Annotated in this window: 17 protein-coding genes; 11 read left to right on the top strand and 6 right to left on the bottom strand. The window is 61.3% G+C overall.

Annotated elements, in window-relative coordinates; translation table 11 throughout:
• The 4 genes from ACV4UY_RS02170 to ACV4UY_RS02155 form a co-directional block, all read left to right on the top strand.
• Positions 1-219: hypothetical protein (locus ACV4UY_RS02170; RefSeq protein ID WP_491606022.1), on the top strand; the 219-nt coding region annotated here is incomplete at its 5' end.
• 40 nt (positions 220-259) lie between these two features.
• Entirely contained in the window at positions 260-2,896 is a 2,637-nt protein-coding gene (locus ACV4UY_RS02165; RefSeq protein ID WP_491606021.1) for a glycosyltransferase family 2 protein, read from the top strand.
• A gap of 40 nt (positions 2,897-2,936) precedes the next feature.
• Positions 2,937-4,598: an LTA synthase family protein gene (locus ACV4UY_RS02160; protein WP_491606020.1), complete on the top strand. Its 1,662-nt coding sequence runs from the start codon at positions 2,937-2,939 to the stop codon at positions 4,596-4,598.
• Between the two features lie 4 nt (positions 4,599-4,602).
• Entirely contained in the window at positions 4,603-5,928 is a 1,326-nt protein-coding gene (locus ACV4UY_RS02155; RefSeq protein WP_491606019.1) for a replication-associated recombination protein A, read from the top strand.
• Positions 5,929-6,150: 222 nt separating this feature from the next.
• Here ACV4UY_RS02155 and ACV4UY_RS02150 read toward each other — a convergent pair whose 3' ends face one another.
• Positions 6,151-9,312 (bottom strand): UvrD-helicase domain-containing protein, encoded by a 3,162-nt coding sequence (locus ACV4UY_RS02150; RefSeq protein ID WP_491606018.1) that lies wholly within the window; start codon positions 9,310-9,312, stop codon positions 6,151-6,153.
• A 268-nt stretch (positions 9,313-9,580) separates the two neighbouring features.
• Between ACV4UY_RS02150 and ACV4UY_RS02145 the strand changes: the two genes are divergently transcribed.
• Both ACV4UY_RS02145 and ACV4UY_RS02140 read left to right on the top strand, forming a co-directional pair.
• Positions 9,581-10,465: a TauD/TfdA family dioxygenase gene (locus tag ACV4UY_RS02145; protein ID WP_491606017.1), complete on the top strand. Its 885-nt coding sequence runs from the start codon at positions 9,581-9,583 to the stop codon at positions 10,463-10,465.
• A gap of 134 nt (positions 10,466-10,599) precedes the next feature.
• Positions 10,600-11,394 (top strand): lytic transglycosylase domain-containing protein, encoded by a 795-nt coding sequence (locus tag ACV4UY_RS02140; RefSeq protein ID WP_491606016.1) that lies wholly within the window; start codon positions 10,600-10,602, stop codon positions 11,392-11,394.
• Between the two features lie 121 nt (positions 11,395-11,515).
• On the opposite strand, the gene ACV4UY_RS02135 is transcribed toward ACV4UY_RS02140, so the two are convergent.
• The 3 genes from ACV4UY_RS02135 to ACV4UY_RS02125 are packed head-to-tail and all read right to left on the bottom strand — an operon-like array spanning position 11,516 to position 14,898.
• Positions 11,516-13,522 (bottom strand): lytic transglycosylase domain-containing protein, encoded by a 2,007-nt coding sequence (locus ACV4UY_RS02135; protein ID WP_491606015.1) that lies wholly within the window; start codon positions 13,520-13,522, stop codon positions 11,516-11,518.
• A gap of 35 nt (positions 13,523-13,557) precedes the next feature.
• Positions 13,558-14,466: a signal recognition particle-docking protein FtsY gene (gene ftsY / locus ACV4UY_RS02130; RefSeq protein WP_491606014.1), complete on the bottom strand. Its 909-nt coding sequence runs from the start codon at positions 14,464-14,466 to the stop codon at positions 13,558-13,560.
• A gap of 39 nt (positions 14,467-14,505) precedes the next feature.
• Positions 14,506-14,898, bottom strand: coding sequence for a thioredoxin fold domain-containing protein (locus ACV4UY_RS02125; RefSeq protein ID WP_491606013.1), 393 nt, complete (start codon positions 14,896-14,898; stop codon positions 14,506-14,508).
• An 86-nt stretch (positions 14,899-14,984) separates the two neighbouring features.
• On the opposite strand from ACV4UY_RS02125, the gene ACV4UY_RS02120 reads away from it, so the two are divergent.
• The 3 genes from ACV4UY_RS02120 (at position 14,985) to ACV4UY_RS02110 (ending at position 19,854) form a co-directional block, all read left to right on the top strand.
• Complete coding sequence (locus ACV4UY_RS02120; RefSeq protein WP_491606012.1) at positions 14,985-16,034, top strand: TIGR04283 family arsenosugar biosynthesis glycosyltransferase; 1,050 nt, start codon at positions 14,985-14,987, stop codon at positions 16,032-16,034.
• 63 nt (positions 16,035-16,097) lie between these two features.
• A complete protein-coding gene (locus tag ACV4UY_RS02115; protein WP_491606011.1) occupies positions 16,098-18,179 on the top strand; it encodes a methyl-accepting chemotaxis protein in 2,082 nt (693 codons plus the stop codon).
• A complete protein-coding gene (locus ACV4UY_RS02110) occupies positions 18,157-19,854 on the top strand; it encodes a radical SAM family protein (RefSeq protein ID WP_491606010.1) in 1,698 nt (565 codons plus the stop codon). Before ACV4UY_RS02115 ends, ACV4UY_RS02110 begins: the two co-directional genes overlap by 23 nt.
• 329 nt (positions 19,855-20,183) lie before the next feature.
• Here ACV4UY_RS02110 and ACV4UY_RS02105 read toward each other — a convergent pair whose 3' ends face one another.
• Complete coding sequence (locus tag ACV4UY_RS02105) at positions 20,184-22,181, bottom strand: RelA/SpoT-related domain-containing protein (protein WP_491606009.1); 1,998 nt, start codon at positions 22,179-22,181, stop codon at positions 20,184-20,186.
• A 262-nt stretch (positions 22,182-22,443) separates the two neighbouring features.
• Positions 22,444-23,709, bottom strand: a complete 1,266-nt coding sequence (locus ACV4UY_RS02100) for a heme NO-binding domain-containing protein (RefSeq protein ID WP_491606008.1) — start codon at positions 23,707-23,709, stop codon at positions 22,444-22,446.
• 328 nt (positions 23,710-24,037) lie between these two features.
• Here ACV4UY_RS02100 and trxB point away from each other — a divergent pair, with 328 nt between their 5' ends.
• Both trxB and ACV4UY_RS02090 read left to right on the top strand, forming a co-directional pair.
• On the top strand, positions 24,038-24,976 hold the full coding sequence (gene trxB / locus ACV4UY_RS02095; RefSeq protein WP_420904622.1) for a thioredoxin-disulfide reductase: 939 nt from the start codon (positions 24,038-24,040) through the stop codon (positions 24,974-24,976).
• Positions 24,977-25,174: 198 nt separating this feature from the next.
• On the top strand, positions 25,175-26,012 hold an 838-nt coding region (locus tag ACV4UY_RS02090), incomplete at its 3' end, for an Rpn family recombination-promoting nuclease/putative transposase (RefSeq protein WP_491606007.1).

Here is a 26,012-nt window from a genome sequence, read left to right as displayed (position 1 = left end):
CAAGGGACGGCTGCGCCTCTCCACCCGGATTCACACATTCCTCGGCGTCCGCCGAAAGGCCGTTTGGCATTCGTCAAATCAGTCTCCAAGAAAAAATCGTGCCTGGATGGTGATTTTCGTGGCGTGACGCTTTGTCTGGGGAATCCGTTCGTGGTATATGTTTCAGTTTGGCCGAGTCAGAACCCCAAACGCTCCCAAGCGTTCTTCAGCCAATCTTGAAACCGAACATCATCAAGGCAACAGCACGGATTGAGCTTCAATGAAACCTAGCCATTGGTTGGTCGTCGGCGCCGTCACCCTGGTCACCCTGAGCCTTTGGGCCTGGTTCAACCGCCCGCTGGAAGAGCCCCTCTGGCCGGATCGGGTGATGGGCTTCGCCTTCGCACCCTATCGCGCCGATCAGGATCCGCAAAAAGGGATCCACCCCTCCGAAGCCCAAATCGACGAGGATCTGGCCCTGCTCTCCGGAAAAACCCACGCCGTGCGTTCCTACACGGTCGAAGGGGTGATGGCCTCGATCCCCAAACTGGCCCACAAACACAACATCAACGTCATGGTGGGGGGCTGGATCGACTCCGACGACGCCAAAAACGAAGCCGAAGTCAACCGCCTCATCAAAACCGTCAACGCCAACGCCCAAAACGTGGTGCGGGTGATCGTCGGCAACGAATCGATCCTCCACGACCGGTTGCCGGTGGAAAAACTGATCGGTTATCTCAAAAAAGTCCGCTCCTCGGTCAATGCGCCGGTCTCCACCGCCGAACCCTGGCACATCTGGCTCAAATACCCGGAACTGGTCAAACACACCGACTTCATCGCGGTCCACATGCTCCCCTACTGGGAAGGGATCGCCCAGGAAAAGGCCATCGACTACATCGTCATGCGCATGAACGAACTGCGCGAGGCCTATCCCAAGAAACCGATCGTCATCGGCGAGGTCGGCTGGCCCAGCGACGGTCGCACCCGCATCGACGCCAAGGCCACCCAGGCCGATCAGGCCACCTTCCTCAGACGCTTCCTGGCCCGGGCCAACAAGGAAAAATACGTCTACTACGTCATCGAGGCCTTCGATCAACCCTGGAAAGCCAACTCCCTGGAACGGGGCGTCGGCTCCTACTGGGGGGTCTACAACGCCGATCGCCACCCCAAATTCCCCTTCCACGCGCCCATCGTCTCCATTCCCCAATGGTATGTCCTGGCCGGGGCGTCGATGTTCGTGGGATTGCTGGCCATCACCCTGCTGTTCCTCGACAGCCACGGCATGCGCAAACGGGGACGGTTCTTCCTGGCGATCCTCTCCTACGGCATCGCCTCGCTGGCGGTCTACGTGGTCTACGACTACAGCCAGCAATATCTCACCGGCGGAGCGATGATCTTCGGCCTGTTGCTGGGATTGGGCATGATCGGGGTGATCGTGGTGCTCCTCGCCGAAGCCCACGAGTGGGCCGAGGCGGCCTGGGTGCAGGCCCGGCGCCGCGATCTCAAACGCCCCGAAGTCGCGGACGAATCCCAACTCCCGTGGGTGTCGATCCATGTCCCGGCTTACAACGAACCCCCGGACATGATGATCCACACCCTCGACTCCCTGGCCCGGCTCAACTATCCGAACTTCGAAGTCCTGGTCATCGACAACAACACCAAGGATCCGGCCATCTGGCAACCGGTGCGCGACCACTGCGCCAAACTCGGCGACCGGTTCCGCTTCTTCCACGAGGATCCCCTGGCCGGCTTCAAGGCCGGCGCCCTGAACTTCGCCATGCACCAGACCGATCCCCGCGCCGAAGTGATCGCGGTGATCGACAGCGACTACCTGGTGAACGGCGACTGGCTGCACGAACTGGCACCCCACTTCCAAAAACCGGAAATCGCCATCGTCCAGGCCCCCCAGGACTACCACGACCAGGAAGAGAGCCTCTTCAAGTCCATGTGCTATGCCGAGTATCGCGGTTTCTTCTACATCGGCATGGTCACCCGCAACGAACGCAACGCCATCATCCAGCACGGCACCATGACCATGGTACGCCGTTCGGTGCTCGAAGATGTGGGCGGTTGGGCGGAGTGGTGCATCACCGAAGACGCCGAATTGGGACTGCGCATCTTCGAAAAAGGCTATCAGGCCCTCTACGTGCCCAAGAGCTACGGGCGCGGGGTGATGCCCGACACCTTCATCGACTTCAAGAAACAGCGCTTCCGCTGGGCCTACGGCGCGGTGCGCATCATGCGCGCCCACATCAAGGAACTTCTGGGCGTGCGCGAAACCAGCCTCAGCTGGGGACAACGCTACCACTTCCTGGCCGGCTGGATGCCCTGGGTGGCCGATGGCCTGAACTTCGGCTTCAACATCATCGCCCTGGCCTGGTCCCTGGCCATGATCATCGGCCCGCAATACGCCGACGCGCCATCCGTGGTGTTCAGCATTCTGCCGTTGATCCTGTTCGCCTTCAAAATCCTCAAACACCTGCATCTCTACTACACCAACGTCGGCATCCGACCCATGCAATCCCTGGCTGCGGCCATCGCCGGACTGTCGTTGACCCACACCATCTCCATGGCAATCATGCAGGGGTTCTTCGGCGGCGAAAAACCCTTCTTCCGCACCCCCAAGAAGGCCGAGGGACACCGCTTCTGGCATGCCCTCTCCGAAGCGCGCACCGAAACCATCCTGATGCTCTCCTTCTGGATCGCGGCCTTTGGCATCAAGCTGCGGGTCGGCTTCGACTTCTTCGACACCCGCGTCTGGGTGGGCGTGCTGCTGGTGCAATCCATGCCCTATGCCATCACCCTGCTCATGGCGGCCATCAGCGGTCTGCCGGCCAAACGCCTGCCGGTTCCAAACCCCCATGCCACCTCGGAGGATAACGTCCCAACCCCGGCATCCGAGTCGAACGCGACATGATCGCCCATTCGCCCCCTCCGCCCGTCAAGTCGGCACCATCATGAACACCGCCCTCATCCAAAGGCTGCTGGTGAACCGCCACACCCTCTTCGTGGCCGGCATGTGCCTTTATCTGTTCGCCACGGATGAGCTGATCGAGTGGACACGCGGGGTCTGGCGCATGGAGATACCGTTGTTCGTGTATCTCTACTGGCTGATGAACGGTTTCATCCGCCCCTCCCGACTGCAACCGGTGATCGCGGTCATCCCCCTGCTCACCCTCTACCTCATCCACGACTATTATTTCCTGCGCTTCTTCCGCATCCCCAAGATCAACGACATCGACCAACTGCCGGAGCTGATCGGCGTGCTCGGGATGACCGGCAACCTGGTGCTGTTCGGTCTGCTCGCGCTGCTCGTCCACCTGATGTACCGGTTCATCCGCTTCACCCGGAACGCCCTGCTCCAGTCGATTCCGGCCATCCTGATCCTGGGCATGCCGTTCGTTTTCCCCGTGGGCTACATTCAACTCTTCACCGAACTCTCCTACGAGTTGATCCACTACGCCACCCTCGTCAACGTCGAAAAAAACGGACGCCTGGTCACCGCCCTCTACAACGAAGCCAAGCGCCGCGACACCTACAGCCACATCGATCAATACCGCGACATCGACAAACTGACCATGCGCCTGCCCCCGGAGTGGGAAACCCCGGACAAAAACAACGGGCGCAACGTCCACATGATCGTCATGGAGGGGTTTCTCGATCCCACCCTCCTGGCCAACCTCCCGAAAACGATCAAGCCGGTCCATCCGGATCTGACCGCCCTGTTGGGCAAGCGGCAGGGACTCTCCATCTCGCCGGTGTTCGGCGGCTACACCTCCCAGGCCGAATTCGAGGTGTTGTGCGGCGTTCCGGCTTTCCAGGAGTTCGACGAGATCGAATTCAACGTCTTCTCCGGTGCCGAAACCTACTGTCTGCCGCGCGTCCTGCATCGACTCGGGCTGCACACCATGGCCTCCAACGGCTTCAAGCCCGACTTCTTCAACACCATCCCGGCCTATCGCGGCATCGGGTTCGACGCGGTTTACTTCTCCAAGGAGTACACCCCCACCGAAAACACCTATCTGACCCGTGGCGGGGAAGAGGCGGAGAACAAATATTTCTTCGACGCGGATCTCTATGAACAGAACCTGGCCTTCGTCAAGCAGCGTCTGGCCGACAAGAAACCGTTCTTCAACTACGTCCTGACCGTGTACGGTCACTTCCCCTTCGAACCGGGCAGCCGCATGGGCCCGGTGCTCTTCAAGGATACCGGCCTGCCGTGGGATCTGGAGCGGATCGTCAACCAGCACTACTACCGAAGCAAGGCGCTGGCCGACTATCTCAAGCAGCTTCTCACCCTGGATCCCGACTCCCTGATCGTGCTGGTCAGTGACCATCTCCCGCCCCTGGAGGGGGGATTCGAAACCTATGACAAGCTCGGTTACCTGAAATCCGGGCCCAAGGATCGTTTTCACCGCAACCGTTTCATCGTGTTCCGGGACGGCAAGGCCGAAACCCATCCGATTTTCCATCACTACAACATCTATCGGCTGATCCTGGATTATGTAACCAACGGCCAATACTGCAAACTCAAGCCGTGCAATTTCACCTATCCGCTCTCCAACGAGGCGTTGCGCGACGACTACCGCATCATCATGGGGCTGGCTTCGCGCCAGTGAACCCATGACCACCGGTCGCAAACCTTCCGCTTCCGGATCGACCACCCCGCCGCTGGCGGACCGCATGCGTCCGCTGGATCTTTCCGAACTGCTCGGCCAGGAGCACCTCACCGCGCCGGGCAAACTGATCTATCAGGCCATGGCCGTGGATCGCCTCCCGTCGTTGATCCTCTGGGGACCCCCAGGGAGCGGCAAGACCACCCTGGCGCGCATCATCGCCGCGCGCACCGCGCAACGATTCGAAGCGCTCTCGGCGGTGCTCGACGGGGTGCGCGAGGTGCGCGCCGTGGTGGAGCGGGCCAAGGAGGCCCAACCTCAAGGAACGATCCTGTTCGTCGATGAGATCCACCGTTTCAACCGTGCCCAGCAGGATGCCTTTCTGCCGTTCGTCGAACAGGGGACGATCATCCTGATCGGCGCCACCACGGAAAATCCCTCCTTTGCCTTGAATGGCGCACTGCTCTCCCGCTGTCGGGTGGCGGTGTTGAATCCCCTGGATGCCGACACGATCCGACGGCTCCTGGAACGGGCGGTCGAGGACGCGGAACGGGGACTGGGCGGTCTGCATCTCCATCTGGAAGCGGAAATCCTGCCCGCCATCGCCGACCTGGCCGATGGGGATGCCCGCTATGCGTTGAACCTGCTGGAGGTGCTCACCGGGCTGTATCGCGCGGAGATCGCGGCGGGTCAACCCCTCACCCTGGAGGGGTTGCGGCAGGCGTTGGAACGTCGGGCGCTGCTGCACGACCGGGTGGGCGAGGCCCATTACAACCTCATCTCCGCGTTGCACAAATCGCTGCGCGGCTCGGACGTGGATGCCGCCCTCTATTGGCTGGCGCGCATGGTCCAGGGTGGCGAGGACGGGTTGTACATCGCCCGACGTCTGATCCGGTTCGCCTCCGAGGATATCGGCAACGCCGATCCCCAGGCGTTGACCATCGCCCTGGCGGCCAAGGAGAGCTATCACTTTCTCGGCTCGCCGGAGGGGGAGCTGGCCCTGGCGCAGGCGGTGGTCTATCTGGCCACCGCGCCCAAGAGCAACAGCGTCTACACCGCCTTCGGACGGGCCACGGAGTGCGCCGGTTCCTCCGGTTCCCTCGGTCCGCCGCTGCACATCCGCAACGCCCCCACCCGTCTGATGCGCGAGCTGGGCTACGGCAAGGATTACCGCTATCCCCACGATCACGAGGAGGGGTATGTGGCCGAGGAGTATCTGCCCGAGCCGCTGCGCGGTACGCGCTTCTATCAGCCGGTCGAACGGGGCTTCGAACGCGAGATCGCCAAGCGTCTGGCCTATTGGCAGGGACTCAAGAGCCGGGCGCGGTCGTGAGGCGCGCCGACTGCTCGAGATTGATGTGATTTTTGGGCTCCACGACAACAACGCCATCATCGTTGTCGGTATTTTTTATGAGCGGATGGACCTTCCTGCCAGGCCGAAAGCATCATGAGCATCATACGGAAGAAGAGATCAAGAGTCTGAAACGCACGTTCGAACGTCAAACCAAACCAGAGACGGCATCCGTCGCCAGCCGCTCTTGCCACCAGATCCGCCCTACTCCCAGTTGAGCGACAGCTGACCGGCCATGGGTTTGCTTTTGCGCGGGGCGCCGACGCGACCTTTGCGCCGTTCGATCCACCCCTCCTCCAGCGCCTCGAGAAAAGGGGAGATGGTGCGGGTTTGCACCGTGCCGCGCCAGAAGCGCTTGCGGGACCAGCTCACGAACAGGGTCTCCCTCGCGCGGGTCATGGCCACGAACAGCAGTCGCCGCTCCTCTTCCACCGACTCCGCCGTCTCCTCTTCCCCGTCTCCGAAACGCCACGGAACCATCCCGTCCTCGCAGCCGATCACGAACACCACCCGGTATTCGAGTCCCTTGGAGCCGTGCATGGTCAGCAGGGCCACCCGTTCGGCACGCGGGTCGAGCCAGTCAACCTCGGCACCCAGGGCGATCTCGGCCAGGAACGCCTCCAGATCGCTCCCATGCCGTTCGGCCATGGGCATGAGCCAGGCCAAGGCCTGGGCCACATCCGGGTCGCCCGGTGCGGTGAGGGACGCAACCGCATTCAACCGTTCGACCAGGGCACCCGATCCGCCACGTTTGGCGAGCGCCTCCGACAGGCTCTTGACCCCGGCGTGTTCGCGCAGGCGGGCATGGGAGCGTTTCTGATAGGGGATTCCGGAGCGTTCCAACGCCTGGCAGAGGGGTGCGGCCAGAGCATCGGAGCGGTAGAGCACCGCGAAATCGGCAAAGGCGTACTCACCCGAGGCGTGGCCATCCGCCTGACCGCTGGAGAGGGACTGAAAGCCGTGTCCGCCCATCAAACCCTCGATGGTGGAGACCACGAACTCCGCCTCGGACTGATCCGAGGCGGCGGCGTGCAGCACGATGCGGCGCGCATCGGGAAGCATCGGCATCAGATCGCGTTCGCGTCGATCGTTGGCGCGCGCCATCATCGCCAGGGCGCCGCGCACGATCGCCTGACCCGAGCGGTAGTTGCGGGTCAACCTCACGGTGGCGAGGGTGGGGAAGTCACGGGCCAAACTGTCGAAATAAACCGGACTGCCGCCACGAAAGCCGTAGATGGACTGATCCGGATCGCCGATGGCGCACAGATCCCCGTCCGGTGCGACCAGATGGCGCAGAAGGGCATACTGGGTGGCGTCGATATCCTGGAACTCATCGACGAAGATGGCCCGATGTCGCGCGCGCAGCTCGGCGACCAGATCCGGCGCGCCATCCAGCCACGCGACCGGCAAGGCGACCAGATCCTCGAGTTCCACCAGGCCCCGTTTGCGCAGGGCGGCGCGGTGAAAGGCCAGGGCCGTGGTCAGCTCCCCGGCCTTCGGATCCCCGGCTTCGATCCCCCCCCGGCGCAACCTGGAAAACTGCTCCAGCCGTTTGCCGGCCTCGGCGCGGGTCACCCCCAGATCCTCCATCAGCCGTCGTGCCGCCTCGGCCTCGGCGGCGATCGTCATCCCTGGCGAATCGTCGAAGCGGGCGGCGTGACGGCGGATCAGCGACCAGCCGAGGGCATGAAAGGTCATCACCGGGATGCGGCGGGCCACCGTTTCATCCAGCAGATGGCCGAGCCGTTCGCGCATCTCCTCGGCGGCCCGGCGGGTGAAGGTGACCGCCAGGCCGCTCTCCGGCACGCCGCCGGCGCGGACCCAGCCGGCCAGGCGGTGGGTCAGGGTGCGGGTCTTGCCGGTGCCCGGTCCGGCCAGGATCAACAAAGGCCCGTGACCGTGGCCGGCGGCCAGGGCCTGGGCCTCGTCCAGGCCGTCCACGGTCGTGGCGGGGGCGGCGGTTCCGGTCGGGCGCGGGATCCTCTCTTCCATGCGCGCCGGGATCATTTTTTCGGGACTCTTGCGCGGTGGAGTCGGGTTTTTGGGCGCGCGCTCCTCGATCTCGCCAGGTACGAACAATCCTGCCGCGCTCCGACTCGTGCGTTTCTCCTCGGAGAAAACCCGAATCACGCCGAATTCGCCGTCGTAGCCACCGGAGCGGATCACCTCGCCGCGTCGTACCCGTGCGATCGCCTCGGCCAGGCGCACCGATCCGTGGGTACGGATCTCTTCAACCGGCACCTCCTCCAGAATGGAGAGTTCCGGACCCAGGCGACGCAGCAACTCGTCGTAGGCGCGGTTGACCCGGTTGGAGGTCACCCCCATCCCTTCGACCTCGGCGATGATCTCCGGCAGGGGGATCATGGACAAAAACGGCGCGGCGGTGGCCGGGCGGTCCCCCCCTTCGGGACGCACCGCCAGCTCCTCGACCCGGTTCAAAACCCCGACCGTCACCCCCTTGCCGCACACCGGGCAGAGTCCGTTCAACCGTCTCGTCTCCACCGGATCCAGGCAGACCCGGCAATCCCGATGGCCATCGAGGTGGTATTTCCCCTCCTCGGGGAAGAACTCCACGGTGCCGGCGTACCCGTCGCCGGTTTTCAGGGCTTGCACCATGGCGAAGTAGTCCATGGCCGAGGTAAACACGGTCGCCTCGCGAGCCACCTTGGACGGGGAGTGGGCATCCGAATTCGACACCAGGCGATAGCGATCCAGGCTGGCGATGCGCCAGTTCATCGGCGGATCCGAGGAGAGGCCGGTCTCCACGGCAAAGATGTGGTCGGCCAGATCGCCGTAGCACTCCTGGATCGAATCAAAGCCGGATTTCGACCCCAGGGCCGAAAACCATGGAGTCCAGATATGCGCCGGAATCAAGAAGGCATCCGGATCGGCCTCCAGGGTGATCTCGAGCAGGTTTCTCGAATCCAGTCCCAGGATCGGGCGTCCATCGGAGTTGAGGTTGCCGATCCGGCCCAGGCGTTGATTGAGTCGCCTGGCCGCCTCCAGCGACGGCACGCCGATGACGTGATGGACCTTGCGGGTGAAGTCGCCTTTTTTGTAGATGGTCGAGATTTCGACGGTCAGCAGGAAGCGGGTCGATTCGCCCGCGCGTGGCATGGCGTTCGGCTGGTCGAGTCCTTCGTTCACCCGGCGTTCGAGTTCCGGGGTGAGGCGACGGAGGCCGGGTTCGGCCTCGACGGTCTCCTCGGCGATGGCGGCCAGCCAGGCCGGGTGGGTGAAATCTCCGCTGCCGAGCACCGCGATCCCCTTGCGGCGCGCCCAGAGGGCGAGGTGTGTCAGGTCGCAATCGCGGCTGGTGGCGCGGGAGTATTTGGAGTGGATATGCAGGTCCGCGAAAAAGCGCATGCGTTGGGCTCTCTTCTGACAGTTTCAAATTCACGGTGACGGGTCTGGTCCGGGTGGGTTATTCTCGCGGACGGTCGCGAACAGGATACCAGTCCACGGAGTCCAGGGGCCAGTGGCCCTGGCCGGTGCATGTCGGAGCCCCGCGACACGAAATCAACACCTCGGAGGCGCTGCCTCCGAACCTCCGCCGGGGAGCTTCGATCCCCCGTCCCCCGTGACAGTCGCAGACCGGAATCGTCCCCTTCACCTTTCAGGAGCACCCCGCACCATGCCACGCTTCTCGCTCGACCACGAGGCCGACTACCAGGCCTGGAAAACGCAGAAACTCACCGATTACCCCACCCGACTCGCTGATCTGGTCGTCGAGGTGCGCGACCCCTTCGACCTGACCCGAGGCGAGGTCGAAGCGATCCTGTCACGCTGCGCCAAAACCAACATGGCCCTCTTTTGTCTCACCCACCCGGAACGAATCCACCAGAACCCACTGCCCGCCATGACCGCACGACTGGGCATCTCGGAGATCGACCACAACCTGGGCGCCGACGGCGCAGGACTCTCCGCCCTCACCCCCGGTGGTTCGAAACACGCCCCGTTCGCCCACTACATCCCCTATCGCGAAGCGGCCATCGGCTGGCACACCGATGGCTATTACAACCCCGCCAACCACCCGGTCCAGGCCCTGTGCCTGTACTGCGAACGCCCGGCCCACGAAGGAGGCGAAAACGACCTGTTGGACCACGATCTGGTCTATATCCATCTGCGCGATCACCACCCCGAGGCCCTCGACGCCCTCATGCGCCCGGATGCCATGACCATCCCGGCCCGCCTGGAGAACGATGGCGCCATCGCCCGCCCGGAACGAAGCGGACCGGTCTTCGCATACACCCTCTCGGGCCTGCACATGCGCTTCACCAACCGCGTCAAAAGCATCCGCTGGCGCGACGACGACGCCATCCGCCAGGCGGTGGAGATCGTGCGCGGCCTGTTCGCGGCCAAGGAACCCATCCAGTTCCGGGGACGGCTGGAAAAAGGCTGGGGACTGATCAGCAACAACGTGCTGCACACCCGCGCCGCCTTCTCCGATCCGCCCGAAGCCGAAAAACGGGTGCTGTACCGCGCCCGCTTCTTCGACCGGTTGCCGCGCACGCCCTGATCCGGTCACGACACTCCCGGCGGTGCGGTATCATACCCCCTTCCGCCGCACCGCCGGAGTGATCAAAATTTGGCATGGCGTAGAATTTGCAGGTTGTCGTTCATCCCAAACCATCAGTATGTCAGGTGACGACGATGACAACCACTCCCATCACCATGCCGGATCTCTCCCTCCAGGCCACCAGCACGCGGGACAACCGCCCGCGCGCCTTCTCCACGAACGGCAGCCCGTTCAACGAACTGCTCATGCAGGCCGTGGGAGAACGCGCCAGCGCCAACGGCAACAACAAACTCACCACCGCCTCGGTGAACGCCCTCGTGGAAGCGGTCATGGCCTCGCTGCGCCAGGCCAAGGATTCGATCGGCGGCCTGCCGACCTCCCTGTCCGGCGGCAATACCCTTGCCAGCGACGACGAGGTGCTGATGAGCCGCGGCATCCCCAGCTCTCTGCCGCAAGGATACGCCACCGGCACCATCCGGCATGCCAAAACCCGCGCACCGGCGGATCCGACCCAAAAGATCCAACCCAAACTCGAAGGCGGGAATTATGAGCAGATCATCCAACGCGCCTCGGAACGCTACGGCGTGGACGCGGATTTGATCCGCTCGGTGATCAAGGTGGAAAGCAACTTCAATCCCAAGGCGGTCTCCCACGCCGGCGCCCAGGGGATGATGCAGCTCATGCCCGGCACCGCCGCCGAACTCGGGGTGAAGGACTCCTTCAACGCCGAAGAGAACATCATGGGCGGAACGCTCTACTTGAGTCGCCTGCTCGACCGCTACGACGGCAACGTCCGCTCCGCGCTGGCCGCCTACAACTGGGGCATGGGCAATCTGGAACGGCAGCCCGCCTCGGCCATGCCGGGCGAAACCCGCCGCTATGTGGCACGCATCATGGGCATGGTCGAAGGCGACACGCCGGCGACCTGAACCGGCCCTTCGTCCACATCGGCCCGGGCTGGACAAGCGTCCACATCGACCTGAACCGGCCCTTCGTCCACGATCACGGTTGGGATCCGGGGGCACACCCCCGGTCCCGACCGGGGCAAGATCATCGCCCCTCGCCGCCCGCCGGGACCAACCGCGGCGCGAGAATCGCCCCCTCGCCGTTTCCAGCCGGGGCCAACACCGCCTCGCCCGGCCCACCCACCGCCATGTCCGCCTTGATCGACGCCGATCCCCCGGACAACAGCTGATAGACCGCCATGCCGGTCAACACCCGCTTGACGTAGGTGCGCGTCTCGGTGATCGGAATCCCCTCGATGAAGGTCATGGAATCCAACCGCGCCCGCTCCTCCTGCCACTGCCTGGCGCGACCCGGACCGGCGTTGTATCCAGAGAGGGCCAACACCACGTCGCCATTGAACTGCCTGAGCATGCGCCTCATGTAGGCCTGCCCCAGGGCGAGGTTGTAGGCGGGGATCTGCAAACGCATGCGCGTGGCCTCGGGAAACTGGGACTGCCTGGCCTCCCCCTTGGCGGTCTCGGGCATCAACTGCATCACCCCGAAGGCCTTGGCGGAAGACTCGGCACGCGGAAAAAACCGGCTCTCCTGACGCGACGTACCCCAAATCAACGCCTGGGAGACCGTCCAGCCCCCATCCGGAACCCAACGGGGCGTCGGGAACAGACCGCGCCAGAAAATCCGCTCCTTGCGCTGCAACTCGTGGGCAAGCTTCAAGGCCAACTCGGCGGCACCATACCGCAACGCCAGACACAACCGCTCCTCGGCGCTCAAGCCGAACCGCTCGCCAAGGCGCTGAATCTCCGGGCCCGCATACCAGTCGCGCCCCACCTTGCCCAGCCACGCCAGACCCACCAGCTCCGAGGCGGTCACCTTGGGCTTCTCCCCCTGATCCGGACAGGCCGGTTCGGCCTCGGGCAGGGTCGGCAGGGAGCCGGTCAACTCCTCCTTGGCGGCCAGACCATGGATGTTGTCCAGATGGCGCGCCGCCACCTCCAGCCAATGGCTCTTCCGCTCCGCCTCGTTGGTCAGACGCGCAGCCCAGTACCCCCCCTGGGAACGCCCCTCCGGCGTCACGCCCTCGGCGGCCTGACGCTCGAAATGACCCAACGCCCGTACCGGATCGCCGAGTTTCAAGGCGCTCCAACCGGCCAGCCACGCCGAATCCTCCAGGGTGCCGCCCTTCTCGCGCACATTCTCTTCAAGAACGTTCAGCGCCGCCGCGTACTCCTTCTTGGCGTGAACCAACTGCCTGCCCAGCCAATAGCGGAATTTGCGCCGATCGTCATCGGCCAACCGTGCCCCCTCGTGCCCCTCGAGCATCTCCCGCATGCGGGTGACGCCCCCCTGTTTCTGGACGGATTCGAACAGCTCGCGCCACAATTCGCGGCTCTCGGCAGGTTTCAGCTCCAGACCGGTCAGCAGTTGCACGAAAGCCCCATCCCCCTTGCGGGCCAGCTCCAGGGCCTGGAAGAATTTGCGCCGCAGCTCGGGCAGACGGCTCAGGGTGATCGCCAGTCCGGCGCCATCCTTGCCGGCCTGGGCGCGGGCTCGCGCCTCGTGATCCGCCGGTTGCGGACGGGACCAGAACGGATGATCGAGCGGGGTCTTGGGGAGCAGATCCACCCCCTCGCGATACAGCTCGCGCCACACCACGAAGGCATCCTCGCCCTTGCCCTGCCGCAACAACCCACCCACCTGCGCCAGTCGCGCCGAAGCGCTCTTGCCGGGATGGGCCATGAACCAGTTCTCCGCCACCTCGCCGCCGCTCTCGAGCATGCGCTTTTCCAGTAGCTTCACCACCCGGTCCACCTGGGGATGGTTCGGCCACCGCTCCAGAAAATCCCGCAACCGACCCGTGGCCGCCGGCAGATCCGGATGCATCAGAATCTCGAGTTCCAGATAGGAGGTCAGGAACTCGTTTTGTGGCCAGGTGGCACGGTCCAGCAGGGTATCCAGGGGCCCATCCTGCTCGAGCACCGCGAAATGGCGTCGAAAAAGCTCCACCGACGCCTCGTCGGCAGCCCGGACGGGAACGGCGGATGCCAGCAGCATCACCCCCGAAATCATGAGTAAAGAGATTCGAAGCGACACGAAACGACTCCTTGTCACGGGAGGGTTGAACAGCCTCAAAACAACGCATCCACGAACTGACGCGCATCAAAGGGACGCAGATCCTCCAATCCCTCCCCCACGCCGATGTAACGGACCGGCAGTTTGAACTGCTCGCTCAACCCCACCACCACCCCACCCTTGGCGGTGCCGTCGAGCTTGGTGATCACCAGTCCGGTGATGCCGATCGCCTCGTGGAATTTGCTCACCTGACTGACCGCATTCTGGCCGGTGGTGCCGTCGAGCACCAGCAGGGTCTCGTGGGGAGCGTCGGGATCGAGACGCCCGAGCACCCGTTTGATTTTTTTCAGCTCCTCCATCAGGTTGCTCTTGGTGTGCAACCGTCCGGCGGTATCGGCGATCAGCACGTCGTAATTCCGCGCCCGCGCGGCGGCCAGGGCGTCGTGAACCACGGAGGCGGAATCCGCATCCTGCCCCTGGGAGATCACCGGACAGCCGCACCTCTCCCCCCACTTCTGCAACTGGGCCACCGCCGCAGCGCGGTAGGTATCCCCGGCGGCGAGCAGCACCCGATCCCCGTTCGACTGGCAATAGGCGGCCAGCTTGCCGATGGTGGTGGTCTTGCCCACACCGTTCACTCCCACCACCAGCACCACCCACGGGGTGACGCGCGGCGGCATGGGCTTGGCCCGTTGTACCGCCTCCAGATGGTCGAAGATGGTGTCGCGCAGCGCCTCGCGCATGGCGTCGGCATCCTTGCGCTGCTTGCGGTCCAGACGATCCTTCGCCTCCGCGACGATGCGCGCGGCGGTCTCGACGCCGAAATCGGCCATGACCAGATGATCTTCCAGCTCCTCCAGCAACCCCTCATCGACCTTGCCACCGGTGAACAACTCGTCGATCGGGGTGGTGAGAATCTGTCGGGTCTTGGCCAGACCCTCCTTCAAACGGGCAAAGAACGACATGTTTTTTCGTCACCCCCTCGCGGTGTGAATGGGCAATGGTCAGAGCTTCTCCGCACGTTTGACGATCGTTTCGAGTTCGCTCCAGAACGGCTCCTCGCCCCGATACCCCCGAAACCGACCCAACTCCCGCCCCTGACCGTCGAGCAGCAGAAAGGTCGGATAGAAGCGGATCTCCCACACCCGCGCCTCCCACTCCTTGGGGGGTGAGAAGTTGTCCACCCTCTCCATGGGATAGCGTCTGCCCACCTCGGTCTTGGCGTAGACCGGACCGACGGTGCGCATGAACTCCTGACAATAGGGACAGAACTCGGTGGTGAACACGATCAGCCGACCCGAAGCGCCATGCGTCTCCGCCAATACGCGGGAAGGGGAGATCACGAGCAGGGCCATCCCCATCACCAGCAGAGGAATCCAACGGGCCAGGGTGGTCAACGACGCATCATCCTTTGGAAAAAGGTTGGCTGGCGGTTATCCTCGTGCCACCATACCCAATTTTTCCGATTTACAAAAGGTCGAGCATGCCTCTTCCCCGTCTCTCGGTCATCATCCCCACCGTGAACGAAGCCCGAACGCTCCCATCCCTGCTGGATCAGCTCCGGGCCCAACGTGGGGTGTCGCTCGAACTCCTCGTCGCCGATGGCAACTCCAGCGACGACACCGCGGCAATCGCCCGGAGGCATGGCGCGCGGGTGATCCCGGTGGCGCGGCGCGGACGCGGCACTCAAATGAACCAGGCGGCGCGCCACGCGCTGGGAGAGGTGTTGTTGTTCCTGCACGCGGATTCGGGGCTACCGGATGCGGGGCTGTTGCAAAACGCCCTGGCGCGGTTCGATGCCGCCCGTGCCCGTTCGGGAGAGCGCATCGCCGGACACTTCAGCGTCCATTTCGTGGATCCGCCCTTCCGCCCACCACGGATCTTGGCCTGGTTCGAGGCCAAAAGCCGTCTGGACCGTCCGGAGTGCCTTTTCGGGGATCGGGGCATGCTCCTCTCCAAACGATTTTTCGAGGCATTGGGAGGCTTTTCCGAGGAACGGCCCTTTCTGGAAGATGTGGATTTCGCCGCGCGGGTGGCCGGGAACGGCCTGTGGATCATCCTGCCCGGCCAACTGGAAACCTCGGCACGGCGCTTCCGGAAAGAGGGCCATGTCAAACGCGCGCTGCTCAACGGCTTGATCCTCGCCGCCTGGCATGCCGATTTCTCCCCCTTCCTGACCGCCACCCCGGCCCTCTACCGCGCCCAGGATGCCACCCGCCCCCTGCGATTGTTGCCGTTCGTGCGCCTCATCCACCAGCTCGACGCACACGAACGGCCCTGGATCGTCTGGCGGCGCTGGTATCGCATGACCCGTTTCATGCGGCGCTCGCTGCTCTGGCAAACCTTCTACCTGGTCGATCTGCTCGCCACGCCGCTGCGCCCCGCCGGCATCCACCCCCTGCTGATCCTGAACGATCGCCTGCTCTCCCCCCTCCTGGATCTCACCCCCTTAGACCTTCTGTTGACACCCTGTCTGCGTGGAATGAGCTGGATTGTGACCAGACAACTTGCAAAAATTGAAAATGGATGGTAACATATAGAAAAATACCTGTCTTGGAACACATCTTCTACACAACCACGAACAAGGATTCCACCCATGCGACTTGCCGATATCCCCATGCGCCCGAAACTGATGGGACTTTTTCTGTTGGTCGGACTCGTGCCCCTGGCCATCACCGGCTGGTTTGCCGCCAGTCGGGTCGAACAGGCCATGATGCAGCAGGCTTTCAATCAATTGAACGCCGTGCAGGCCATCAAGAAGGGACAGATCGAGAAATTCATGGCCGAACGGTTTGGAGATCTGAACGTTCTGGCCGCTTCCGGTGACGTGGAACGGGCCGTGGCCAGTCTGGAGGATGCCTTCGAGGCGGATGGCAAGAAAATCGGCGGACCCAAATGGAACGAGGCGGTCAAGATCTACACGAAATGGCTCGACCACTTCACCAAGGAGTACGGCTATTACGATCTTTTCCTGATCGCCAGCGACGGCGACATCACCTACTCGTTCGCCAAGGAACCGGATCTGGGACAAAACCTGATCACCGGCCCCCTGAAAAGCAGCAGTCTGGGCAAGGCGTTCGACAAGGCCATGAAATCCAACGCCACCTCGTTCGGAGACTACGAACCCTATGCCCCCTCCAAGGGCGATCCGGCGGCCTTCATGGTCACGCCGATCCGACAGAACAACGAGGTGATCGGCGCGGTGGGTCTGCAACTCTCCCTGGAAGCGGTCAATGCCGTCATGCAACAACGGGACGGCATGGGCAAAAGCGGTGAGACCTACCTGGTCGGCGCGGACAAACGGATGCGTTCCGACTCCTTCATCGACAAGCAGGGCCACTCGGTGAAAGCCTCCTTCGCCGGGACGGTGGAAAAAAACGGCGTGGACACCGAAGGATCGCGCGAGGCCCTGGCCGGCAGGAACGGCTCGAAGGTGATCATCGACTACAACGGCAATCCGGTGCTCTCGAGTTACGCACCGATCAAGGTGGTGGATACCGTATGGGCCGTGCTGGCGGAGATCGATCTGGCCGAGGTACACGAACCGATCGACGGTTTGATCGTCGCCATCGTCTCCCTGGCTCTCGGCATTGCCGTGCTGGTGGGCCTGATGGCGCTGCTGATCGCCAACGGCATCGCCATCCCGCTCGTCAAGGGGGTGGAACTGGCGCGCGCGGTCGCCAACGGGGATCTCAACGCCTCGATCGATCTGCATCAAAAAGATGAGATCGGCATGCTGGCCCAGGCGCTCTCCGAGATGATGGCCAAACTGCGCCAGGTGATCGGCGAGGTCTCCAGCGCCGCCCAGCAGGTGGCCGCCAGCAGCGAGGAACTCTCCAACTCGGCTCAAAACCTCTCCCAGGGCGCGACCGAACAGGCCGCCTCGGTGGAAGAGACCTCCTCGGCCATGGAAGAGATGACCTCCTCGATCCTGCAAAACACCGACAACTCCAACACCACCCGCACCATCGCCCAAAAGGCCGCACGGGATGCCGCCCAGGGAGGCTCGGCGGTGATCCGCTCGGTGGAGGCCATGAAGGAGATCGCCACCAAGATCGGCATCATCGAGGAGATCGCCCGTCAGACCAACCTGTTGGCCCTGAACGCCGCCATCGAGGCGGCACGGGCCGGCGAACATGGCAAGGGGTTCGCGGTGGTAGCCGCCGAGGTGCGCAAACTGGCGGAACGGAGCCAGGTCGCGGCAGGCGAAATCAGCCATCTCTCCACCTCGAGCGTCGCCATCTCCGAGGAGACGGGACGAATCATCAACCAACTGGTGCCCGACATCCAGAAAACCGCGGAACTGATCCAGGAGATCGCCGCCTCCAGCCAGGAGCAGAATCAGGGCGCCTCACAGATCAATCAGGCGATCCAGCAACTCGATCAGGTGATCCAGCGCAACGCCGGCTCCTCCGAGGAGATGGCAGCAACCGCCGAGGAGTTGAATGCCCAGGCCGATCTGATGCGCGACTCCATCGGTTTTTTCCGTCTCGGCCCGACCCGCGGAAACTCGACCCGCGCATCGACAAAACCCACCGTCGCGACCCAATCCGCCGCCCGTCCAACCACCCATCCCATCCAGCCTCGTGCACTGCCCGCCCCTTCCAGGCACGCCTCCGGCATGAACCCGAACCGATCCACCGGACAGGCCACGGATGACGAATTCGAACGATTCTGAAGGTCTGCCAAGCCGGTCTGGTGGGACCCGACATACCCCACCAGACCTGAAACAGGCGTTTCTCTCCCGCAATCAAACCCGGTTCGTCGAGGCGGTCAACCGTTTCAACCGCACCCACGATGCCGGTCCGGCGGGAATCTTCGCCGCGCTCTTCGCCCAGCAGTGGCTTGAGCGGGAACTCCATCCCGCCTGGCGCGGAGCCGTGCTCGCCGTCTCCCGCAACCCGGAGCATCAGTGGCTGGCCCGACTCCTCGCGGAAAATCCCTCTCCGAGCGCCCTCGTCGCCGCTTTCCTGGACCACTGGACACAACAGCCGGTCGGGAATCCCAAGGCCCAGGCCATCGCCGCTTGGCGCGCTGCCCATCCCGCAGATCCGCAAGGGGCGGTTCTGGATGGCTGGCGCGCGCTCGGGATCGTCCATCCGCCGCTTCGGCAAGGAATCCGCCGCGTTCAGTTGGCCCAGAAAGAGACCTCGCGGGAGATGGGCGGAAGCGCGGATCGGGAACGAATCGCCCGGATCGATGCCCTGCCCACCCCTGACGACCTCCCTCCATGGTCCAAGGTGGGGTTCATCCCGCGCTTGGCCTGTTCGCAATCCTGCCGCCACTGCCAGTTCGTCTGGCGCGATCCGATGAAAAACCTGCCCGATCCCATGCCCACCCTGCGCTGGATCGACCAGACGACCCAAAGCCTTCTGTTCACCGGTGGGGAGTTGCACGATCAACTGCCGCTCTTTGAACGGACGATCCGGGAACTCCCCCACATCCGCGCCTTCGCCATCCTCTTGAACGGCGCCACCGCCACCACGCTCGAGGATGCCGAGGCCCTCTTTCACGCGCTGGACGAGGCACGCCGCGCCCGGCCCAAGCAGTCCGCGCCCCCCGAGGTGATCCTACAGGTGAGTTTCGACGAATACCACCAAGAGATCCTCGTCAACCGCGACGGGACGTTGCACGAACGCATCCCGGTGGCCAACATCGCCAATCTGCTCCAGATCGCCCCCCGCCACCCCAAGATCCGGCTGGTTCTCCTGCACAAGCAGACCCGTCTGAACCTCTCCGGCGCTCTCCTGGAAAAGGGGGTCATCGCCCGGTTGCGGCAGGAACTCCTCGCGCGCGACCTGACCCTCCATCCCCTGCGTCACGCCGTCTCACCGCGCCACAAACAGGATCCGGTCGATCCGACCCGCACCGTGCCGGTGATCCGGGATCTGATGTTCGTGCTCTCCAGCCACCCGGAACAGCCCATCCACCTGATGAGTTCCACCATCGATGCCTTCGGACGGGCTTCCCTGCTCGATCGCAGCGAATTCATCCAGGAGCGGGAGCTTCTGAATGATCTTCTGCAACACGGTCAGACCCACGGGGAGCGATTCGACATCGATCCGATGATCCGCGCCGACGGAATCGTCACCTGTTTCGGGGCGACCCATCTGTGGATGGGAGACCTGAGCCGCGAACCCCGCGAAACCGTGCGGGCGCGTTTCGCCAAGGATCCGCTGCTCGCGGCCTTGGCCCGGTTCGATCGACGGCTGATCGACCTCCATCGCGAAATCGCCACGGATACCGACCGGATCCTCGCCACGGCCAGCGGACCGCACCATTTGTTTCACCAACTGACGGAAACCGCCGACGCGCGTCGGCATCTGACCCAGAGACTGCTTGCCACCCTGTGAAGATCCCTTGACGGCCTGCCATCAAGAGCCCGGATGATTTTTTTTAAAGAGGCGCCACACAATCCAAGCCCGAAACCATGCAACGAAAAGCGCAAAAAAAAACCTCCACGACAGAGCGTCGCGGAGGTTTTTTTTCTGATGAGATATCAGGCATCAAGCCGTTGATTCTCCTCAGAAGCGCACGATGTCAATCATGTTGGTATTCTCCTCTTACCTTGAGCAAACGATGTTGGAAGGGTACACTTCTTGATCGGAATTTGCAACCTAAGCATGAGCGCATTTTGGCTGAATGGCAAGATTTCTCTTGCAACGCAACAAAAAATCCGACATCACCCATATGTCAACCACTGAGGGTCCATGATCAGCTCCGTATGGATTCGTTGACGGATCAGACTTCTCGCAACGAACACCCCCTCATTCTGCCCCTTGATCCAAACCTGCCGGCAATATATGCGCGCCGTGCGCAGGGTATTATCCATGTCTCGATACAACGCCTTGAACCCAGGCCTCAGGCGCCCCCAGAGATCGATATTCAACTTTTCCTTGAATTCCAAACACTTAATCCACGTCTGAAACAGGAACCAAGCTGCCGTGTCCAACTCATTGCTGGTAAATTTGTATCCTGACCCAGTGTCCACCCCACCCGAATGGAGTACTTTCAACAAAGGCTCAATCGTATCGAAGCATTTACCATGCCAGCAAAGATTCTCCTCTTCATCGTCTTCACCGGCTGAGCTTTCCACCGACCGCACGGGCAGGGATCGAAACTTCTCAACTTGCAACCAACCTGCATTGTTGCGAATGCGCAGCATGTTAGGTTTGATGAGGGAATCGTCCGGAATACGGTCGAGCAACGCCATGCTCAATTCCGAGAGGCGCATGCAATAATCCAGATACTCATCCGAGCCGATCAATTCATAGACCGACACCACCTTGTTCAGGATAGCCGCCCCGACCCGATAGTGCATCGGATCAACCGGAAGATCCCCGTCTGCCACAATCTCCTTCACCAAACAGATCGCCTTATCGAATTCCTGCAATGCCTTTTTGAAGTATTCCTCACTTTCCTTTCTTTTGTCTTTATCTTTTTCGACGATCCGATGCAACACAAAAGCAACTTCAGCAAACCGAAAATGAGGGACTGGGCGATGCTTGTATTTGGATGTCTCGCTGATCATCCTCTCATAATCATGATACACTTCCTTCAAACTCACCTTATCCTTCCTGAGAAACTTCAAATAATATTTCTCCATTAAAATATGATATTCTATTTTTTGAAGATATTCACGCTGCATTTCACAATGTATTAACAGGGATTCCACATTTTCAACAATACCTCCAGCCTTCGATATGTATTCATGTTCGCTCATTTTGTTGTCAGAATATTCTTTTGAGCACCTTATTAAATCACCAACCGCCTTTCGAAAGGGTGCAGCCTTAGTTGATCGCATCTGACCAACGATCAATTCAGGATCCCAATCTCTTTCATAGCCCAGAAACAGGTAAGGCCCGGCTTCCTGAATCGATAAACTGTCCACGGCGCTGTGTCTGGATTTAAGGGTGCTCAATTCCGCGAGCCGTTTCCCCATGGTCCGCAAATCATCCTTGAAGTGGGCAAAACTCGAAACAATCTGGGGATTGGCCATGCCCTGCTTGTAGGCCAACCGATGCTCCATCTCGCCCCAGACATCATCCAGCAAGGAACGCAATTGTAACTCCAACAAAAAATGATCCGACGCCTCGCCTTTGTCTTGATAAAAATCACCCACTCCAGCGATCTGCCTGGCAAACAGCAGATGAATGGATCGATAGCCGGTCCCTTTGTTGAGACTCTTGATGACCAGATTGGTTCGGTCCGTCAATGAAATGGTTTGAGGATTTTTATCCAGATCCAAGTGGACACCAGGAGGAATGAAATCCACCAATTCTTTGGAAGTAATGATCTGACGCATCATATCCGGCATATTGAAAACCGTTACTTCACGCAACATCGGGGGCCTGATCAAGGTCCGCAACAAAGCTTTGAACGTTTCGAGCAACTCTTCATCGAACATCACCAACACCCGCAACCCGACATAATCGGTCTGCTCGTTCAGAGGCTTCATCTTTCTCTTGGATTTCAGAAAGATACTGATCTCAGACTTGACCCGGCCTTTTGTCGAATAGATCGGACATCCTTCGGTGCGCAAATGGACTATGGTTTCCTCGATCTTGCCAATTTCCGCTTCCAGTAATTTATGTAATTTTTGCCCTTGATGTGTTTTTGTTATCAAACCAACAACCTCTGAGTATTTTGGGATGTTTGGAAAATTCAAGGACTGACTCATGACAGAATCTCCAATTCAACAAAATTATAACAAGGTGACAATCCATACCATATAAAAACTATCAAAAGAAAACCAGAATCGTCAAGACCTGTCATGCAATCCTGACCAATCCAGGTTGATCCTGGAGCATCCATCCAACAACCGATCAGAACTGGAAAGCAGTTGACCTTTGGGAATCCAACAATCACCCACCGATCGTTACGTGTCCGGAAGAACGGGGAACCAAACCAGACCGACGCGGAGCGTCGTATGAGAAGAGAGACTACTTGCCCTGTGAAAGGGTCGTCTGCAACGCCGACAGGGCCTCGTCGCGCAGTTTGCGGGTATACTGTTCCAGCACCATCGCCTCGCGTTTGGGCGGTCCGGCGAAAACCACCCGCACCGCCATGGAGCCCCCAATCCGCGCGACATCGAGGATGTTGCCCTCCAGGTTGATCGGAACCGGACCGAGAACGATGGTGTCGTCGAGTTCGACGTATTTGAGGGGAATGGAAAACGAAAGCGCCACCGGTTCGAAGAGCAACACCTCGGGCAGACGGCTCTCCTTTTCCAGAAGGATGCGCGTGCCGCCCCCGGAAAGATTGAGCATCGTGCCGCGAAAAAGACGCTTGCCGAGTTTCATCTGCGCGAGCAGAGGTTTTTCCGAAGCCACCCGGGGATAACGACGGCATCCCACCGCACCATCGGTAAGCCGCATGTTCACCAGCGTGGCGAACCCCTGTTCGGTATCCACCTCGCGGATGAGCGCCTTGATCCCCTGGGGCAGGTGCGGCAGGGAGAGAAAGGTCTGCTTCTCCAGCTTCATGGGCAGCAACTGCGCGGGCGGCACCTGCACCAGCACCTCGTCCTTGGAGTAACGCAGCACCAGACCGAGGTCCGAGACCGGAACCCCCTGGAAGGCGTTGTAAAAGGTGATCTCGGAGATGCGACTCTGCGCCAGGCCAAACTCCCGCTCCACATCCACGTAGCGCAGAAAATAAGGGTCGTCGAGAAAAACCGAAAGCCGACACAACGGCGCCTCCTGGAGCATGCAGACATGCTCCTTGAAGGCGATCGGCTCCTGGAAGAACTGGCCGAGTCCACGCACGATCCCCTTGAGCAGCGGGCAAAGTTTGCGGCGAGACACATAGGCCACCGCCACCTCGCCGTGCTTGAGGCGATAGGTGCGGATATCCGGGGGCATGACGCCAGCCTCGATGTTGGAGAAGGGCGCCAGGATGTCGCTTTGCAGATGTTCGAGGATGTCGAGAGTCTTCCACTCCTTGTGGACGATGCCCATGGAGCGTCCCATGGTCACCAGACCCGGACTCATATGTTGTCCGAACAACTCCAGCATCTGTGGAAGAGGCTGTTTGAGCAGGATGGCCGAAACGTCGAAAAGTCGTTGGGCGATCTCATCCGGGTAGTAGCGATCCGGCTCGAAGGCCTGATCCGAAAGATTGGCCGCCTGGAGCGCGCGCGCCCACACCCCTTCGCCCAGACGGGCGTCGAGAAAATCTTCCAGAGCCAGGAACAAAATACCGTGCATAACGATCGCACCCTGTCATGAATGCGTGAAAGGCCAGCTTCCGGAGCGAGGCCGGGCTTGGAGTCCCATGCACACCATACGCCAAAACAGGGCAACACGAAATGGTTGATTCATGCGACTTGAGGGAAGCCGACCTTCACCGACACCCTGGTTGGCAAGTTGCACGCACCCTGTCATTCAACCCGGATCCACCGGAACGCGATTCCACGACAAACACCTGGTCGGGAAGTTTTTTTCCTTGTCCGGGCCTGGCGCGAAGCGGCATTATTCCCCCTGGCTCACCTTTTTTTCAACATCTTTCTGCAAGCGACACGCGGAGTCTCGACCCATGGCGAAGGAAACCCATCATCGACTGATCATTCTCGGTTCCGGACCAGCCGGCTACACGGCGGCCATCTACGCGGGCCGCGCCAATCTGAAACCGATTCTCATTCAAGGCATGCAACCCGGCGGACAACTCACCACCACCACCGAGGTGGACAACTTTCCCGGCTTCGAGCATGGCATTCAGGGACCGGAACTGATGGAGAAGATGCGTGCCCAGGCGGAACGGTTCGATGCCACCATGGTCTACGACACCATCGTGGCCACGGATCTCAAAACCCGTCCGATGCGTCTGACCGCCGACTCCGGGGATCTCTACACCTGCGACGCCCTGATCATCGCCACCGGAGCCTCGGCCCGCTGGCTGGGGCTGGAGTCGGAACAAAAACTCAAGGGATTCGGGGTTTCGGCCTGCGCCACCTGTGACGGTTTCTTCTTCCGCGGCCAGGAGATCGCCGTGGTCGGAGGCGGCAACACCGCCGCCGAGGAGGCGATCTTCCTGACCCATTTCGCCAGCAAGGTCTATCTGGTCCATCGGCGCGACCAGCTGCGCGCCGAAAAAGTGATGCAGGACAAGGTGCGCGACAATCCGAAGATCGTGCCGGTGTGGGACTCGGTGATCGAGGAGATCCTCGGCGAACCGGGTCAGGGAGGGGTGAGCGGCATCCGCGTCAAAAACGTGAAAACCGGCCAATCCAGTGAACTGCCCCTGACCGGGGTCTTCATCGCCATCGGCCATTCACCCAATACCGCCATCTTCGGCGATCAACTCGAAACCATCGATGGCGGCTATCTGGTCACCAGGCCGGACTCCACCGCCACCGCGATTCCCGGTGTCTTCGCGGCAGGCGACGTGCAGGACCGCCACTACCGCCAGGCGGTCACCGCCGCCGGCACCGGCTGCATGGCCGCGCTGGAAGCGGAACGGTTCCTGGCCGAATAAGACCACCGTTCTTCAAGCCTCTCCTCAACCGGTTCCCGTGGCAAAAAATCGCTCCAGGAACCGGTTGCCCTCCACCCACCCGCGCGAAACGCCAGGAGTCCTGTCTTCCAAGAAGACCCGACACGATCAACCCGGCCAATCCGCCCGCAGGCATGCAAAGATCATGACGTATCCAGGCGTTCCTGATATCCTCACGCCATGAACGAAATCACCCAACCTCATGACCGCTTTCTCAAATCCCTGCTCTCCGATCCGGAAAAAGCGGGAGCACTCATGCGGGAACGTCTGCCAAGAGCGCTTTCCGAACTCTTGAGTTCCGATCCGCCGGAACTGGTGGAAGGCTCTTTCGTGGATGAAGAACTGCGCGGACTGATGACCGATCGACTTTTTCGCGTCCGCACCATTCACGATCGGGTGGCCATGCTCTACGTTCTGATTGATCACAAAAGCCACCCGGATCCGTTTATCGGCTTCCAACTTCTCAAGTACCAGATCGAAGCGTGGAAACAGTGGGCAAGAGAAAATCCAGACTGGAAACGCTTGCCTGCCATCGTGCCATTCGTGTTCTATCATGGGGAGACAGAATGGCGGATTCCAAACGAGTTCATGTCCTTGGTGGATGCCGAGGCCGGGTGGCGTCCCTTCTTGCTGAATTTTCAGTTCCCGATTTTTGACCTGGGTAAAGTACAGGACGATCAACTTTCTCAACATACCCGATTGCGCGCCTGGCTGGTCGCCGCCAAATATGCAACCCGTTCTGGAAAACAGACGCGGATCAAAAAGCATCTGATCGAGGTGCTGGGCGACTCCGGAGTGGACTTTCCGGTCATTATGCGATATATTGTCGAAACCTATGATGAATACAATGAATCCATTGTCCAGGAAATCATCCACGCCGTCCGTCCAGAGGAGGAACACACCATGATGTCCCAGTTTGCGCGGGATATTATCGCCAAGGGAAAACCCGAGTGGTTGAACCAGGGCCGCATGGAAGGCCGCATGGAAGGCCGCATGGAAGGCCGCATGGAAGGCCGCA

Source organism: Candidatus Magnetaquiglobus sp. (assembly GCF_058402785.1).
Note: the sequence above shows the minus strand (reverse complement) of the source record. Positions and strands in the feature narration are given on the sequence as shown.